Genomic DNA, 15,599 nt, shown 5'->3' with positions numbered 1-15,599 from the left:
CGCGTTTTTTTGCTTGAATGGGATATCGGCCTCCCTCACACCAACGTTTTATTTCAGGGCATGACAACTTCAGACAGAAAAGATGCAGACCTACCCCAACCGGCCACAGCAGCAGATTTCATTGCATCATATCATTATCGTACCTACGTTTGCAGGGAAAATAAATCCCTTAATTATGGTTATATTTAAATCCCTTAACAGCGACCATACGTATTGTATTTAATCTGATGTTTTGTTATGACCAACTTATATCCTGAAAGTCCGGGGGTGAAAGATCCTTTGTTCTTCCAGCCTTCGGCGCTGTTTAGGCTGCAGATTGTCAAGGTAACCGGCTTTATATTGCTCTTTTTTCTGTTGTATGTGATCATATTATTGACAGCTGTAGCCCTGGCGGCAGGCTTTGTTGCGGCCGGCGTAGCTTTACCGGGTTATTATCCGAGTATATACACCTTCATTGTAGGGCCGGCCCTCCTGTTGCTGGGGGGCATGTTACTGTTTTTTCTGGTTAAGTTTCTATTTTACCAGCGGCCACCGGTCAACCCCTATCGTACGTTGATTGATGCTGATCATCATCCCCGTTTATTTGATTTTATTTCCAGACTGGTAAAGGAGACGCGGATTCGTTTTCCGAAGAAGATTTTTGTTGTGCCGGATGTACAGGCTTCGGTATTTTACAATACCAGTTTTTTCAGTCTTTTATGGCCCTCAGCCATGAATCTGGAGATTGGACTGGGGCTGGTGAACAGTCTTAATATCAGTGAATTTAAAATGGTGCTGGCACATGAGTTTGCACATTTTTCCCGGCGCAGCATGAAGTTGGGCAGTTATGTGTACACCCTGAACAAGGTGTTATACAACATGCTTTATGAAAATGACAGCTGGAATGAGCTGGTGATACGCTGGAGCAGTCATGGCAGTCTTCCCGCCTTTTTTGCTCACCTGACCAGGATGATTGTCAACAGTATGCAGTTTTTGCTGAAGAAAGTATACCATCTGATCAACCGGCAATATCTGGTGTTAAGCAGGGAAATGGAGTTCCGGGCCGATGCCGTGGCAGTTGCCCTGGCAGGCACCGCTGCAACGGTTAGCGGTACCAGAAGGCTGGAGATGGGCAGCTACTGTATGGATTACTGTATGCATCATTTATCCGATCCGGAGACTGCAGGACAGCGTTTCCGCAACCTGTTCAGTGCCCATAGTGCTGTGATGGATTATTTTGCGGGGCAGAACTACCTTTGCATTGATGCAGAAGGCCTGCCGGTAATAACAGACAACTATTTCCAGACTTTTCTGAAAAGCCGGGTACAGCTACGGGAGCAATGGACTACTCATCCTACGCGGGAAGACAGGGAACAACGGTATCTGGCTGCAGCGGTATCCTGCGAACAGGCCACCGGGAGCGCCTGGCAGCTGTTCAACAACCCCGAATCCCTGCAGGAGCAAAACACGAAGCTGATATACGACCTGTCAGCACCGGATATCCAGGAGGACTCCTGGATAGAACCGGCAGCATTCATAGAAGACCTTACCCGAAAACACCGTTTATACGAATACCCTGCAGCCTTCAACGATTATTATGACAACCGGTCTTTTCCACCGGTACAGCACAGCAGTCCATTACCCGTAACTGCTGCCACCCTTAATTTTGCCCAGCTGTATCATCCGGACATTATCCTGCGGATGCGACGGTATTACCGGGATAAACAAGACGTGGAGACTTTGCAGGCCATTGCATCGGGGCAGTTTCAGACCCGTGTCTTTGAATTTGACGGTCAGCAATACAAGGCTGCCGAAGCCCGGATTCTGTTACGTAAACTGGCCACACATGTGGCAGAGGAACAAAGCTGGCTGCTGTCGCACGACCAGCTGGCCTACCGTTATCATTACCAGCGTGCCCTGGAGCAGGGCTCCGACAAGGCCCGGCAGCTGGAAGAACAATACCAGGACATCCTGTTGCACCAGGAGTTTGCCCACCGGCTGAATGATCAGGTGATAAACATTATCCATGGCATCAGCCAGATATTTAATATTGGTCATGGTACCCTGCCGTTGCTGGGGCCCTGGCTGGAGGAGCTCAGTGCCGGGTGCTGGCGTTTCAGGCGCTTGTTGCACGAAGCCACTGTTTCTACCGGCTATTCGGGCACGCTCAGTCCGGAGCTGTATGAACAGGTGCAGCGGTTTACCGACCAGGAATGTGTTTTTATGCAGCAGGAAGTACCCGATTATGTAGCCCTCCAGGAGTTGCATGAGGTGATCTCGGCTGTTGTGGAACAGTATAATAACAGCAATATCCTGCTGAAGAAGTCCTATCTGGAGTTGCTACTGACTTTGGAACCGGGTTCCTGAGGCGGGCTGAAAGCCGCTATGGTGGCTACCATTTTTCTCTTAGTGAATTTGTGCGTATTTTCGGCGCACGCGAAAGCGTAGCAGTCATATGGAGAATTTTATCGTTTCAGCCCGTAAATACCGTCCACAGAACTTTTCAACAGTTGTAGGACAAGCACATATCACCACCACGCTCAAGAATGCCATCCGTAACAATCAGCTGGCGCATGCCTTTCTTTTCTGCGGTCCCCGTGGCGTAGGAAAGACGACCTGTGCCCGCATCCTGGCGAAGACCATCAACTGCGAAAACCTGCAGCCGGATGGTGAGGCGTGTAATGAGTGTCATTCCTGCAAATCCTTCAATGAGGGCAGTTCCTTCAACATTCACGAGCTGGATGCCGCGTCCAACAACTCGGTAGACGATATCCGTACCCTGGTGGAACAGGTACGTTTTTCGCCGCAAGCCGGAAAATACAAGATCTATATCATAGATGAGGTGCACATGCTCAGCTCCTCGGCCTTCAACGCATTTCTGAAAACGCTGGAAGAGCCCCCCTCCTATGCGATCTTCATCCTGGCCACTACTGAAAAACATAAAATATTACCGACCATCCTGAGCCGGTGTCAGATATTTGACTTCAAACGTATCACCATCCAGGATACGGTAGACCACCTGCAGGAGATCTGTACTAAAGAGCATATCCAGGCAGATGCCGACGCCCTGCACCTGGTAGCTCAGAAAACAGACGGGTGTATGCGTGACTCACTGAGCACCCTGGACAAAATCGTGAGTTTTACCAGCGGGCACCTCACCTATCAGAATACACTGGAGCACCTGAACATCCTGGACTATGATTATTTCTTCAGGATCATGGACACCGTATTACGGCAGGATGTAGCCAATGCACTGCTGATCTATGATGAAATTTTACAGAAAGGTTTTGAAGGCGACAACTTCCTGAACGGCTGGGCAGAGTTTCTGCGTAATCTGCTGTTGAGCAAGGAGGAGAAAGCTTTTCACCTGGTAGAAGTATCGGGTAACCTGAAAGAAAGATATAAACAGCTGTCCGGCCAGATCAGCCCCGCTTACTTGATCACCGCCCTTCAGCTGCTCAATGAAACGGAAATCCACTATCGGCTGGCCCGCAACAAGCGGCTGCATGTGGAGATGGCGCTGATCAAGCTCTGTTTTCTGCAACAGGCAGTCAGCCTGGTAAGTGATGACAATAACGGTGAGGTCGTAAAAAAAAAGCTGGTAGCTGACGGAACACCTCCGCAGCGGCTAAGAGCACCGGGAGCACAGCCGGTAACGGCCAAAAGTCTGACTGACAAGCCTGCTACCAGTGCCAGTATCGCGGCACAGTCGCCTGAAACAGCCAGGCTGACTGTAGAGACACCGGCAGCCATGCCATCTGCCAACCCGGCACAACCGGCTTCTGCCGTTAACACAACTACAGCGGCCCAGCCTGCTATGCCAGCTAATACTACCACCGCACCGGCAGCCAATACACAGGCACCAGTCACCCATACGGCACCAGCAACCATGCAGGGAAGTGCTACAACGGCAACGGCTACACCGGCAGCAGCCAAAGCTACACCAGCTGCACCAGCAGGCAAGCTGACCGGGCTGGCAGCCATGAAAGAAGCCCTGGCAGCCAAACAGCAGACCACCAGCACCGTACAAAGTATTCCGCTCACAGCCGGCGCAGTGGAAGTGTACTGGGAAGAATTCATTGACCGGTTCAGACAGGCCAACAAAATGACGGTGGTGAGCAATCTGGCACTGGCCAACCTCAAGCTGCTGGACACCGCTGAAATAGGTATCGTGAGCCGTAACATTGTACAGTACCGGTTTATGGAAGAGGAGAAACTGGCGATATCAGAATTTTTCAAACAGAAATTCAACAACCCGGCTATCATCCTCACCCTTCAGCTGGATGAAAGCCAGCAGGTCCAGGACCTGGGTCCGGCACCGCTTTCCAGCAGGGAACAATTCCAGCAAATGGCAGAGCAGTTTCCGCTGGTAAAGGAATTAAAAGACAGACTTAATATGGAGCTTGATTTTTAAGCTGGTTCCGTATATTATTATATTAACGATCATTAGACATTTTTAAACCGTTTAGCATTCCTTCTTTGCGTTTTTGCGCAAAAACATGTAGGTTTGAGCAAAATTTTTAATAAACACTATGGCAGAAGTTATCAGAATGCCCCTCCTGAGTGATACGATGACGGAAGGGGTGATTGCGGAATGGCATAAAAAGGTGGGCGATCAAGTAAAAGCAGACGATGTTATTGCTGAAGTGGAGACGGACAAAGCGACGATGGAAGTAATGGGCTACGTAGAGGGCACATTATTATACATTGGTGTGGAAAAAGGCAAAGCAGCTAAGGTTAATGAGATAATAGCCATCGTGGGTAAACCGGGTGAAGATTACAAACCTTTCCTGGAAGGTAATTCCGGCGCTACTGCTGCAGCACCTGCCCAGCAAGCCGCTGCACCGGCACCACAAGCTGCACCGGCCGCTGTGCCTGCCGCTGATGATGCTGCATTAAAAGAAGCACTGAAAAATGCGACTGTTATCCGTATGCCGCTGCTGAGCGATACGATGACGGAAGGAAAAATAGTTGCCTGGAATAAAAAAGTAGGCGACACTGTAAAGAGTGATGATGTACTGGCAGAAGTGGAAACCGATAAGGCTACCATGGAAGTGATTGGTTATGCTGATGGTACCCTGCTGTACGTTGGTGTAAATGAAGGAGAAGCTGCCAAAGTTAATGGTATCATGGCGATCGTAGGTAAAGCGGGCACCAATGTGGATGCCATCCTGGCTGCTGAAAATGCAGCTCCTGCGAAAGCTGCCCCGGCAGAAGCTGCAGCCCCCGCTGCTACTACCGGTACTCCTGCCGCTGCTCCTGCTGCCACAGCTGGTTCTGATGGCCGTGTAAAAGCATCTCCGCTGGCCCGGAAACTGGCTGCTGATAAAGGTATCGATATCAACCAGGTTGTTGGTAGCGGTGACAATGGCCGTATCGTGAAAAAAGATGTGGACAGCTTCGTTCCTGCCGCAACTCCTGCTCCTGCTGCTGCCAAAGCCGGCGCTGCTCCTGCTGCTCCTGCCTTCGTTCCGGCCGGTCAGGAAGGCTATACTGATACTCCGCTCACCCAGATGCGTAAGGTAATCGCCAAACGCCTGAGTGAAAGCAAATTCTCCGCACCTCACTTCTACCTGAAGATTGATGTTAACATGGATAAAGCCATGGAAGCACGCAAGGCCATCAATGAGATGTCTCCGGTGAAAATCTCCTTCAACGATATGGTGATCAAGGCTTGCGCCCTGGCGCTGCGTCAGCATCCGGATGTTAACAGCAGCTGGATGGGTGACTTTATCCGTCACAACCAACACGTGCATATCGGTTCTGCCGTAGCTATCGAAGATGGTCTGATTGTACCTGTGATCCGTTTTGCAGACCAGAAATCACTGAGCCAGATTGCCGGTGAAGCCAAAGGCCTGTACGACAAAGCGAAAAACAAAAAACTGCAGCCACAGGATTTCAGCGGTAATACCTTTACTGTTTCCAACCTGGGTATGCTGGGCATCGATGAGTTCACCGCTATCATCAACCCGCCGGATTCTGCTATTCTGGCTGTAGGTGGTATCAAAGAAACTGCCATCGTAGAAAAAGGCCAGGTGAAAATCGCCAACATCATGAAGCTGACTATGAGCTGCGACCACAGAAGCGTGGATGGAGCCGTAGGCGCCCGCTTCCTGGCGACACTGAAAACTTACCTGGAAAATCCAGTGACCATGCTGGTGTAAGTATTCACTACGAATTATTATCTGATTATATAACAAAGACCGAAGCAAGTAGCTTCGGTCTTTGTTTTTGCGGCAGGTGTCATTAAATGCAGCAGCGTTTTCACTTTCAGCCATCTCCTCTTCCTCCCATTTTCAGTATTTTGTTTCATTAACTTTTGAAAGTTCAAAAACTTGGTGTATTTTTGGAAAAACAAATCAGCATTTACATGAATTTAGTGGACGCAAAAGCGCAGTTTATTCAAACCTGGGGATCTTTAGGAGCGCAATGGGGGATTAACCGTACCATGGCTCAGATTCACGCGTTGCTGCTGGTAATGCCCGATCCGCTGAGTGCTGATGATATTATGGCAGAGCTGAACATCTCCCGTGGCAATACCAATATGAACGTGCGGGAGCTGATCAACTGGGGCCTGGTGGAAAGAGTGCTGATCCCGGGCGAAAGGAAAGAGTTTTTTGTAGCAGAAAAAGACATCTGGAAAGTAGCCACTTATATCGCCAGAGAGCGCAAGAAACGTGAGCTGGACCCCATTATGAAGGTGTTAATGCAACTCCAGCAGGCTGAAGGAGACCCTAAAGACCGAGAACTGAAGGCTTTCAAGGAATCTATCTCCAATATCAACAAGTTTGCCCAACAAACCGACAAAACTATCAGTGCCTTTATCAAGTCTGAGGAAAACTGGTTTTATAGCAGCTTGCTCAAGCTGATCAAGTAAGCCTAAATTTTTTTGCCGTAATATTTCAATATTTTCTGAAAATTCTGAATAATAAAAAACAAAAATCATGCAACATAAACGCATCATTATAGCAGGTGGCAGCGGTTTTATTGGCCGGAGCCTGGCAGAATACTTTGGTATTGATAATGATATTGTAGTGCTGACCCGTAATCCGCCAGCGACAGCTGTTACCTCAGTGAATAGCGGAGACAACACGGATGGCTTTGTCTCCGGCACTCACTACACCCGCGAAGCTGGCAATGGTCGCACCCCTGAAGCAAAGGAAACACCTCCGGCGGGTAAACTTACAGACCGTGTACAATACCTGGCCTGGGATGGCCGTACCCGGGGTGACTGGGCTGCTGCCCTGGAAGGCGCCGATCTGCTGATCAACCTGACCGGTAAAAGTGTGAATTGCCGTTACAATTCCCGCAACAAACAGGAAATCTTTGATAGCCGTACACATGCCACCGCTGTACTCGGGGAGGTGCTCCAGACACTGACGCGGCCGCCTAAACTCTGGATCAATGCTGCCAGCGCTACCATATACCGCCATGCCGAAGACCGCCCTATGGATGAGTATAACGGGGAAATCGAAAATGATTTTTCTGTACAGGTATGCAAACAATGGGAAGCTGCTTTTGATGCGATAACGCTACCGCATACACGTAAAGTAATACTTCGTATAGGCGTTACCTTGGGATGGCAACCGGGCGGCGTTATGCATCCTTATCTCAATCTGGTGAAATTTGGTCTGGGCGGGCATCAGGGCAATGGCCGGCAGATGTTTACCTGGGTACATATTGCGGATGTATGCCGTATGATTGACTGGCTGTACCAGCATAATCAGGCCAGCGGCGTGTACAACTGTACAGCACCTAATCCTGTTCCCAATAAAACCTTTATGCGGTTGCTCCGGAAGAGTGCAGGCCACCTCTTCGGATTGCCGGCACCGGCACCATTGCTGGCCATTGGTGCAGCCCTTATTGGCACGGAAACAGAGCTGCTGCTCAAAAGCAGGTGGGTATTGCCTGCAAAAGCTCTGCAGGAAGGATTTACCTTCCAATACCCGACACTGGAGAAAGCCTTCCCCGACATCCTGGCCCATATGCCCCGAAGCGCTTATCACTTGTTCTGAAATTCGTATCTTAGTTACATGGAAACCATCAACGATAAGAAACTCACTGTGGTACTGGGAGCATCGCCCAATCCGGAACGATATAGCAATATGGCTGTTAACAGGCTGACCGACAAAGGACATCCGGTAGTGGCCATCGGTAAAAAGCCTGCTGTCATTGGTGATATTCCTATTGTTACAGACCATCCACCGCTGGAACATGTTGATACCGTAACCATGTATCTCAACCCCGGTTTACAGAAAGAATACTATGATTATATCCTGCAGTTGCGGCCACGGCGGATTATTTTTAACCCCGGCGCCGAAAACGAGGAACTGGAAGAACTGGCCCGAAAAAACAATATACAACCGCTGGAAGCCTGCACCCTCGTGCTGTTGAGCACCGGACAGTTTTAATGCGCCCTCGGTTTTTCTTCCTGAAAAAATATTATTCATAGCTGTTAGCCAAAAAACTAACAGCTTTTTCGTATATTCGATAATTATATATTAGCCGCATAACCCCCAATGGAAAAGATTCCATCTTGTTGACCCAAATAGCTTGGCACTACTTCTTTTGGCTGGCAATATTCATATCTGAAACATTTGCATGTTCACCCTTTAATATATATTTTATGCAATGGAGACGATTTAATGGAGAGGCAATCCACCTTCCTATAAAGGAAGAAGTGCGGGATGCCATTATCCGGGAGACAGCCCGGGGATTTCGCCTGAAAGTGTGCATCGGCACCGATTCTCAGGTAAAAGGACTGGATACTGAGTTTGCTACTGTGATTGTTTTCCTCCGGGAAGGTCATGGCGGATTTATGTTTATCCACAATGAAAGAACCAAGGACTGCTATTCCATCAAGGAACGTATGCTGGTGGAAGTGGCCAAAAGTATTGAAATCGCCTATGAACTGTGCGACCTGTTTACTGAATATGATGTAGATATGGAAGTACATGCCGATATCAATACCAATCCTCAGTTCAAAAGTAACCTGGCCCTGCGTGAAGCCATGGGTTATATTCTCGGTATGGGCTTCGCTTTTAAAGCCAAGCCTGAAGCCTTCGCCAGCAGCAGCTGTGCTAACAAAATAGTGAACTAGCAAGGCCCACGCACCTGTTAATGATATTGTACCTCTCTCAGATTTTTGATGTGTCCTGCACGTCAGGTGATTTCCTCCCCCTTACCTAGCCGTTTCCCTGCTACAAACAACGTTTACTGCACTGCTTTGACAGCTTTTCTCCTTCAGAGACAGCCGGTTTTATGCGTTCATAAAAAAGCCTAACGTTGTCGTATAAACGTCAGGCTTCTCTAATCTGTTTTTGACAGGTCAGGCAATAGCCCTGAACTGTGCATTCATTTCTTCAATATATCCCAGGATGGCGTCGCGTCCTGTTTTTTTAACGGTGGATGTCACGAAGTGGGGGGGCAGAAACTCCCAGGTTTCCCGCATTTTCTGGAGGAATGTTTTCACATTGCGGCTTACTTCCGCCTGTGTGCTTTTATCGGCTTTTGTGAATACAATGCTGAAAGGAATATTCCATTCTCCCAGTTGATTGACAAAGTCGATATCCAGCTTCTGCGGGCTGTGACGGCTGTCTATCAGTACAAAAACATTTACCAGGTTGGACCGTTTCTGCAGATAGTTTTCGATCATCTTCTCCCATTGTTTGCGTTGGGACATACTTCTTTTGGCAAAACCATACCCGGGCAGGTCTACCAGGTACCATTCCTTATTGATCAGAAAATGGTTGATCAACACTGTTTTTCCCGGTGTGCCTGAAGTTTTCGCCAGCTTTTCATTGTTGGCCAGCACATTGATCAGTGAAGACTTTCCCACGTTGGAACGGCCGATAAAAGCGTATTCCGCCATGTTGGGCGTGGGGCATTGCTCCCAATCGGGACTACTGATAAGATATTCTGCTGACTTAATTACCATATGATATACTTTGTTCCATTAAAAATCCCGCTTCTTCCGTATTTGCATTCCTTCAGATGACTTAACTTTGCGGCCATGTCAGCAAACACAAATGTTCAGAAGATCGTTCCCTTTGAAGGATCAAAATTAAGCAAGAAGGAGCAGATAGCGTCCATGTTCGATGATATTGCTTACCGTTATGACTTTCTTAACCATTTTATGTCGCTCGGTATAGACATCATCTGGCGTAAAAAAGCACTTTCCTATTTAAAGAGCCTGCAACCGAAAAAGATGCTGGACGTGGCCACTGGTACCGGTGATTTTGCTGTCATGGCCGAGAAAAAGCTGCACCCCGAAAGCATTACCGGCATCGATATCTCCGAAGGTATGCTGGCCCACGGACGTGAAAAAATAAAAAAACTGGGACTGGACGATAAAATCACCCTGCAGTTGGGCGATAGTGAAACAATAAGTTTCCCGGACCAGACGTTTGATGCCATAACGGTAGCCTTTGGTGTACGTAATTTCGAAAACCTGGAAAAAGGGTTGTCTGAAATGCGCCGGGTACTGAAACCAGGTGGAAAACTTGTGATCCTCGAATTTTCGAACCCTACAGTTTTTCCTATTAAACAATTATATAATTCGTACTTTCGCCTTATCGTACCTCTGATTGGGAAGTTTGTGGCCAAAAGCAAAGCGGCCTACAGTTATCTGCCAGAATCCGTGAAAGCGTTCCCACAGGGCGAAGAAATGCGAACCATATTACATAACACAGGATTCCAGGCCGTTACATGCAAAACGCTCACATTCGGCATATGTTCTATCTACTGCGCTACGCGCTGATATCCCTGTTGATCCTGTTTGTGCTGCCGGCATCAGCACAAACCAACCTGAATATGATAGACCATGATGCAAAACCCTATTATTTCGGCATAACACTGGCCGCCAACCAGTCGTTTTTTAAGCTCGCCCATTCTCCTGCCTTTCTGGCAACAGACTCTATTATGGTGGCAGAGCCCCTGAAAACGATGGGGTTTAACCTGGGATTACTGGCCAATTTCCGCCTGTCGGAGCATTTTGACCTCCGGTTTAATCCGCAGCTGCTTTTTGCGTCCAAGAACCTGTATTACCGGGATACCTATCCCAAACCAACAGATACCGATAAAAAAATCGAATCCATCCTGCTGAGTTTTCCGATGCAAATTAAATTCAAATCGGACCGTATTGGTAATATGCGGGTATATGTGATCGGCGGCCTTAAATATGACTACGACCTGGCCTCCAATGCACGCGCCCGCCGTGCAGAAAATCTGATCAAAATCCAGAAAAGCGATTATGGTTATGAAGCCGGTGCCGGCTTCGAATTTTACTTCGAAAGTTTCATCTTCTCCCCTGAATTTAAAATCAGTAACGGCTTTGGCAACGTGTTGGTAAAAGATCCCAACCTGCGCTATGCCAATGTCATCGAAAAGCTGCAGTCCCGTATGATCGTATTCTCCATACATCTGGAAGGATAATGATATCAATGTCAGAAAATCTTTACCGCTTTGCGGCTTTGTACCTTTGCGTGAACTGCACTTGAGCTATCTTTGTAACCATGCAAAACTATCTCATCAGGAACATAGCTGTGGTCAACGAAGGGAAGACTACAGTACAGGATGTATGGATCAAAGACAGCCGTATTGAAAAGACAGGTCCTAATCTCACTGTCAGCGGCAACTACCAGGAAATCAACGGAGAAGGTAAATATCTGTTGCCCGGCGTGATAGACGATCAGGTACACTTCCGTGAACCGGGACTGACCGAAAAGGCCACTATCTATACAGAAGCACGCGCTGCCGTTGCCGGCGGCACTACCAGCTTCATGGAAATGCCCAACACCAAACCCGCCGCCCTTACCCAGGAATTACTGGAAGATAAATATGCCATCGGTCAGCAACATTCCCTGGCTAACTACTCCTTTTTCATGGGCGTGTCTAACGACAATGTGGAAGAGGTGCTGAAAACCAATGAGAAAAAAGACCGTGTATGCGGCGTGAAAATATTCATGGGTTCCTCTACCGGCAATATGCTAGTGGACAACTATCTCACCCTGGAAAAAATCTTTTCCGGCACAGAACTGCTGATTGCCACACACTGTGAAGATGAGAAGATCATCCGCAGCAATATGGAGGCTTTTCAACAGGAAAAAGGCGACCGCCTTACTGCTGCCGACCATCCGCTGATCCGCAGCGTGGAAGCCTGCTTCGAGTCTTCCTGGACAGCCGTGCAGTTTGCCAAAAAACATGATGCCCGCCTCCATATCCTCCACATATCCACTGCCAAGGAGCTGCAACTGTTTACCAACATGATGCCGCTGGAACAAAAACGTATTACAGCGGAAGTATGTGTACATCACCTGCACTTCACCGCTGATGACTATAAACTGTACAGCAACCTGATCAAATGCAACCCGGCCATCAAAGCACCGGAGCATAAAGCCGCCCTCTGGCAGGGTCTCCTGGACGACCGGCTGGATATCATCGCCACCGACCACGCTCCTCATACCTGGGCAGAAAAACAACAGCCTTACCTTCAGGCTCCATCGGGTGTTCCGCTGGTACAACACAGCCTGTTGCTGATGCTTGAGTACGTTAAAAAAGGTACTATCAGCCTCGAAAAAGTAGTGGAAAAAATGAGCCATGCACCGGCCATCTGCTTCCGGATAAAAGACAGAGGCTTCATCAGAGAAGGCTATTACGCCGACTGTGTGATCGTGGACATGAACGATAAAACGCCTGTAGCCAAAGAAAATATCTACTATAAATGCGGATGGAGCCCGTTTGAAAACCATGTCTTCCCGGCAGCCATCACCCACACGTTTGTAAGCGGGCACCTGGCCTATGCAAACGGTCAGTTTGATGAGTCCGTGAAAGGACAACGACTACATTTTGAAATTTAGAAATTTTGATATTTAGATATTTATTCTGAGTATGCCTGGCTTATCTTTTGTGGCCTTGCTACCTTAGAATAAATATCTAAATCCCTAAATATCAAAATATCTAAATGTAATGTGGAAAATCCTGATCCCAGCATCTTCCCTATATATTCACCAAAAAGATGTCGCATGCAGCTGGACAAAACATCCTATTATGACCTGTCAATCTTCAACAGGGACGAAGAGTACTCCTTATTCCACCGGCTCGATTTTACTACCACTGCAGGCGGACGAGATTATCTGCGCCAGCTTTTCAGTTCACCCTTACAGGACATCACCACCATCCAGAACCGGCAAAAAGCCCTGCAATATATTCTGGACCTGGAAAGCAACTGGCCATCCATTATTTCCAACGGTACCATTGTAGTGGTGGAAAACTACCTGGAAGCCCAGATTGAGCCGATCTCCAATACTGAAGGGCTACCATTACGCCTACAGGCCATCATCAATAAAACACTGTATGCACCGGATTTCGGGTATATCAAGTTTTCCTTTACCCAGCTGGTGAACCTGCTCCGCGGATTCCGCACCTTTGTAGATGTATTTAATTCAGACCAGACACCGAAAGTATTAAAGGTATTACTGGACAGGGCACAACAATTGCTGCATAAAAAGGATTTCAGCGATATCCTGGAAACAGATGCTGCCGGGCTGCTGAACTATGTGGAAATTCTCCGGTATGACAATTATGTCAGGAGGAGACATAAAAAAGTGATAGAGGAACTGGTCACCCTTTATCATCAGCTGGACGCCTATTATGCCATGGCCAAAGCCATCAAACATTACAAGCTCAGTTTTCCTGTTTTCACCAACAATCCGCGGCCTGCCATCAAAGCCACCCAGCTGTATCATATTATCCTGCAGGAACCGGTAGCCTATGATATCACCCTGGATGAACAAAATCACTTTTTGTTTCTTACCGGCGCCAATATGGCAGGTAAAACCACTTTCATCCGGGCAGTAGGTATTGCCGTATTCATGGCTCATATAGGCATGGGCGTGCCTGCCGGACAAATGGAACTCAGCTTTTTCCATGGCATCTTCAGTAACATACAGGTACAGGACAATATCTTCAAAGGGGAAAGTTATTTCTACAGCGAAGTACAACGTATCAAAAATACCATCCTGCAAATCAACAACGGCAAAAACTGGCTGGTACTGATTGATGAGATGTTTAAAGGTACCAATGTGGAAGACGCGAAAAACTGTTCCCTGGCCGTTATCCGGGGACTGCTGCGCAGTTCCAACTGCCTGTTTATCTTATCCACCCACCTGTACGAGATTGCGGATGAACTACGTCAGGAACAAAGGATATTGTTTAAATATTTTGAATCAGAAGTGATTGATGATAACCTGCACTTTACTTATCTTTTGAAAGATGGTATTGCCAAAGAAAAGATCGGTTATCTGATCCTGAAGCGGGAGAAAGTGCTCGACCTGCTGAACCAGATTAATTAATGTCCCAGGACTGAAGTCCTGGGCTAAAGAAGTCCTGGGCTATGATATGTTTTGAGGGAAATAGAATTAGCAATCTTTGAGGGCATCTCTATCATCATATTTTTCCAGGGAGTATAAGGTAATATCTTCCAGAACTGCTGGCTCATCCAGTGTTTAAATTTTGTTTTGGGCACAAACCAGTCCAGCCCTTCGGCCAGCTCCTGGCAACGTTTTACAAAGTCTTGCATCGCTGTTTCGTAGTTGGTAAAGGCCTGCTGATAATTACCGTGGTTTTCCCGCAGCTCTCCTGCCAGGATATAAGCGCCGATAAAAGCCATGGAAGTACCCATTCCCGACATCGGTGAGGCGCAATGGGCTGCATCACCGATGAGTGCAACACGGCCTCTTGACCAGTTATTCATTTTAATCTGGCTGATGGAATCAAAATAAAAATCAGAAGATGTATCCATCAATTCCAACAGGCGGGGCACCTGCCATTCTTCTCCGGAAAAGTTTTTTCTGATGATCTGTTTTTGCTGCTCGATATCCCTGTAATCGTAGTGAAAACGATCAGCCGTGAAATAGAATGAAGCTTTTGCCTCTGTGCCCTGTTTGGACCCGAAAACACCCACCCGTTTGCCCAACGTACCGTAATATAATCCGTCCATGCCCAGGTTCATGAAGTTGGGTATGGTAAAGATGGCAATATATACTCCCATATGGGATGAAAAACTGTTTTCTTCTCCAAAAGCGATAGACCTAACCTGAGAATGCAATCCGTCGGCGCCGATTACAAAATCGTAGCGGGCGGGCTTATTGTTCTTGAAAGTGACGTTCACGCCTTCATCATCCTGTGCAAGCGCAGTGATGGTGTCGTTGAAGATATAATTTACCTGATGACGGGTTGTTTCGTACATTATCTTTACCAGGTCGCCCCGCATGATTTCCAGTTCACCGCTGGTAAATCCATCCGGAAAACTGGCTACCTTCTTATTGTTTTTATCTACCAGTGTGATCTTCCCTGATCTGGTTTCATATTTAAGCAGTTCTTCCCAAATACCCATTTCCTTCAATATAGGCATTACTGCTCCGCGAAAGTCTACAGCATGACCACCAGGCCTGATGGTAGGGGAACGTTCAACAATAGTAACATCATAACCATATTTAGTAAGCCAGTAGGCCAGTGCCGGGCCTGCAATACTGGCTCCGGAGATCAGAACAGTGTTAGTTTTCATGTTGTAAAATTATTCTGTGGTACCGCGCCGGACAATCTGCCCTAGGTTAATCAAC

13 protein-coding genes are annotated in these 15,599 nt (G+C 47.6%); 11 read left to right on the top strand and 2 right to left on the bottom strand.

What is annotated here, in order from left to right; genetic code table 11:
* The first annotated feature begins 237 nt into the window (after positions 1 to 237).
* The 7 genes from KD145_RS23395 to KD145_RS23365 all read left to right on the top strand — a co-directional run bounded on the left by KD145_RS23395 (position 238) and on the right by KD145_RS23365 (position 9,079).
* Positions 238 to 2,346, top strand: a complete 2,109-nt coding sequence (locus tag KD145_RS23395) for a M48 family metallopeptidase (protein WP_212002110.1) — start codon at positions 238 to 240, stop codon at positions 2,344 to 2,346.
* Between the two features lie 88 nt (positions 2,347 to 2,434).
* Positions 2,435 to 4,393 (top strand): DNA polymerase III subunit gamma/tau, encoded by a 1,959-nt coding sequence (locus KD145_RS23390; RefSeq protein ID WP_212002100.1) that lies wholly within the window; start codon positions 2,435 to 2,437, stop codon positions 4,391 to 4,393.
* 118 nt (positions 4,394 to 4,511) lie between these two features.
* Positions 4,512 to 6,143, top strand: coding sequence for a pyruvate dehydrogenase complex dihydrolipoamide acetyltransferase (locus KD145_RS23385; RefSeq protein ID WP_212002098.1), 1,632 nt, complete (start codon positions 4,512 to 4,514; stop codon positions 6,141 to 6,143).
* A gap of 206 nt (positions 6,144 to 6,349) precedes the next feature.
* Positions 6,350 to 6,856: a GbsR/MarR family transcriptional regulator gene (locus tag KD145_RS23380; protein ID WP_113615334.1), complete on the top strand. Its 507-nt coding sequence runs from the start codon at positions 6,350 to 6,352 to the stop codon at positions 6,854 to 6,856.
* Between the two features lie 67 nt (positions 6,857 to 6,923).
* A complete protein-coding gene (locus KD145_RS23375; protein WP_212002096.1) occupies positions 6,924 to 7,994 on the top strand; it encodes a TIGR01777 family oxidoreductase in 1,071 nt (356 codons plus the stop codon).
* Between the two features lie 18 nt (positions 7,995 to 8,012).
* The gene (locus tag KD145_RS23370) at positions 8,013 to 8,390 is read left to right on the top strand and encodes a CoA-binding protein (protein ID WP_212002095.1); all 378 of its coding nucleotides are present in this window, start codon (positions 8,013 to 8,015) and stop codon (positions 8,388 to 8,390) included.
* 215 nt (positions 8,391 to 8,605) lie between these two features.
* Complete coding sequence (locus tag KD145_RS23365) at positions 8,606 to 9,079, top strand: ribonuclease H-like YkuK family protein (RefSeq protein ID WP_113615337.1); 474 nt, start codon at positions 8,606 to 8,608, stop codon at positions 9,077 to 9,079.
* Positions 9,080 to 9,307: 228 nt separating this feature from the next.
* Here KD145_RS23365 and yihA read toward each other — a convergent pair whose 3' ends face one another.
* Positions 9,308 to 9,916, bottom strand: coding sequence for a ribosome biogenesis GTP-binding protein YihA/YsxC (gene yihA / locus KD145_RS23360; RefSeq protein ID WP_113615338.1), 609 nt, complete (start codon positions 9,914 to 9,916; stop codon positions 9,308 to 9,310).
* Positions 9,917 to 9,991: 75 nt separating this feature from the next.
* Between yihA and ubiE the strand changes: the two genes are divergently transcribed.
* The 4 genes from ubiE (at position 9,992) to KD145_RS23340 (ending at position 14,330) form a co-directional block, all read left to right on the top strand.
* The gene (ubiE, locus tag KD145_RS23355) at positions 9,992 to 10,738 is read left to right on the top strand and encodes a bifunctional demethylmenaquinone methyltransferase/2-methoxy-6-polyprenyl-1,4-benzoquinol methylase UbiE (RefSeq protein ID WP_212002094.1); all 747 of its coding nucleotides are present in this window, start codon (positions 9,992 to 9,994) and stop codon (positions 10,736 to 10,738) included.
* Positions 10,711 to 11,412 (top strand): outer membrane beta-barrel protein, encoded by a 702-nt coding sequence (locus tag KD145_RS23350; RefSeq protein WP_212002093.1) that lies wholly within the window; start codon positions 10,711 to 10,713, stop codon positions 11,410 to 11,412. The genes ubiE and KD145_RS23350 overlap by 28 nt, the downstream gene beginning before the upstream one ends.
* Before the next feature lie 80 nt (positions 11,413 to 11,492).
* Positions 11,493 to 12,836 carry a dihydroorotase gene (locus KD145_RS23345; RefSeq protein ID WP_212002092.1) on the top strand — a complete coding sequence of 448 codons (1,344 nt, stop codon included), beginning with the start codon at positions 11,493 to 11,495 and terminating at the stop codon, positions 12,834 to 12,836.
* 165 nt (positions 12,837 to 13,001) lie between these two features.
* Positions 13,002 to 14,330 carry a DNA mismatch repair protein MutS gene (locus KD145_RS23340; RefSeq protein WP_212002091.1) on the top strand — a complete coding sequence of 443 codons (1,329 nt, stop codon included), beginning with the start codon at positions 13,002 to 13,004 and terminating at the stop codon, positions 14,328 to 14,330.
* Positions 14,331 to 14,353: 23 nt separating this feature from the next.
* Here KD145_RS23340 and KD145_RS23335 read toward each other — a convergent pair whose 3' ends face one another.
* Positions 14,354 to 15,544 (bottom strand): FAD-dependent monooxygenase, encoded by a 1,191-nt coding sequence (locus tag KD145_RS23335; protein ID WP_212002089.1) that lies wholly within the window; start codon positions 15,542 to 15,544, stop codon positions 14,354 to 14,356.
* Positions 15,545 to 15,599: the final 55 nt, after the last annotated feature.

The sequence above is a fragment of the Chitinophaga sp. HK235 genome (assembly GCF_018255755.1).
In the GTDB taxonomy this organism is placed as follows: domain Bacteria; phylum Bacteroidota; class Bacteroidia; order Chitinophagales; family Chitinophagaceae; genus Chitinophaga.
Note: the sequence above shows the minus strand (reverse complement) of the source record. Positions and strands in the feature narration are given on the sequence as shown.

Excerpts from the sequence above, each read along its gene's own strand:
- KD145_RS23395 (WP_212002110.1), top strand. The coding sequence starts at position 238 with ATGACCAACTTATATCCTGAAAGTCCGGGGGTGAAAGATCCTTTGTTC.
- KD145_RS23390 (WP_212002100.1), top strand. The coding sequence starts at position 2,435 with ATGGAGAATTTTATCGTTTCAGCCCGTAAATACCGTCCACAGAACTTT.
- KD145_RS23385 (WP_212002098.1), top strand. The coding sequence starts at position 4,512 with ATGGCAGAAGTTATCAGAATGCCCCTCCTGAGTGATACGATGACGGAA.
- KD145_RS23380 (WP_113615334.1), top strand. The coding sequence starts at position 6,350 with ATGAATTTAGTGGACGCAAAAGCGCAGTTTATTCAAACCTGGGGATCT.
- KD145_RS23375 (WP_212002096.1), top strand. The coding sequence starts at position 6,924 with ATGCAACATAAACGCATCATTATAGCAGGTGGCAGCGGTTTTATTGGC.
- KD145_RS23370 (WP_212002095.1), top strand. The coding sequence starts at position 8,013 with ATGGAAACCATCAACGATAAGAAACTCACTGTGGTACTGGGAGCATCG.
- KD145_RS23365 (WP_113615337.1), top strand. The coding sequence starts at position 8,606 with ATGCAATGGAGACGATTTAATGGAGAGGCAATCCACCTTCCTATAAAG.
- yihA (WP_113615338.1), bottom strand. The coding sequence starts at position 9,916 with ATGGTAATTAAGTCAGCAGAATATCTTATCAGTAGTCCCGATTGGGAG.
- ubiE (WP_212002094.1), top strand. The coding sequence starts at position 9,992 with ATGTCAGCAAACACAAATGTTCAGAAGATCGTTCCCTTTGAAGGATCA.
- KD145_RS23350 (WP_212002093.1), top strand. The coding sequence starts at position 10,711 with ATGTTCTATCTACTGCGCTACGCGCTGATATCCCTGTTGATCCTGTTT.
- KD145_RS23345 (WP_212002092.1), top strand. The coding sequence starts at position 11,493 with ATGCAAAACTATCTCATCAGGAACATAGCTGTGGTCAACGAAGGGAAG.
- KD145_RS23340 (WP_212002091.1), top strand. The coding sequence starts at position 13,002 with ATGCAGCTGGACAAAACATCCTATTATGACCTGTCAATCTTCAACAGG.
- KD145_RS23335 (WP_212002089.1), bottom strand. The coding sequence starts at position 15,544 with ATGAAAACTAACACTGTTCTGATCTCCGGAGCCAGTATTGCAGGCCCG.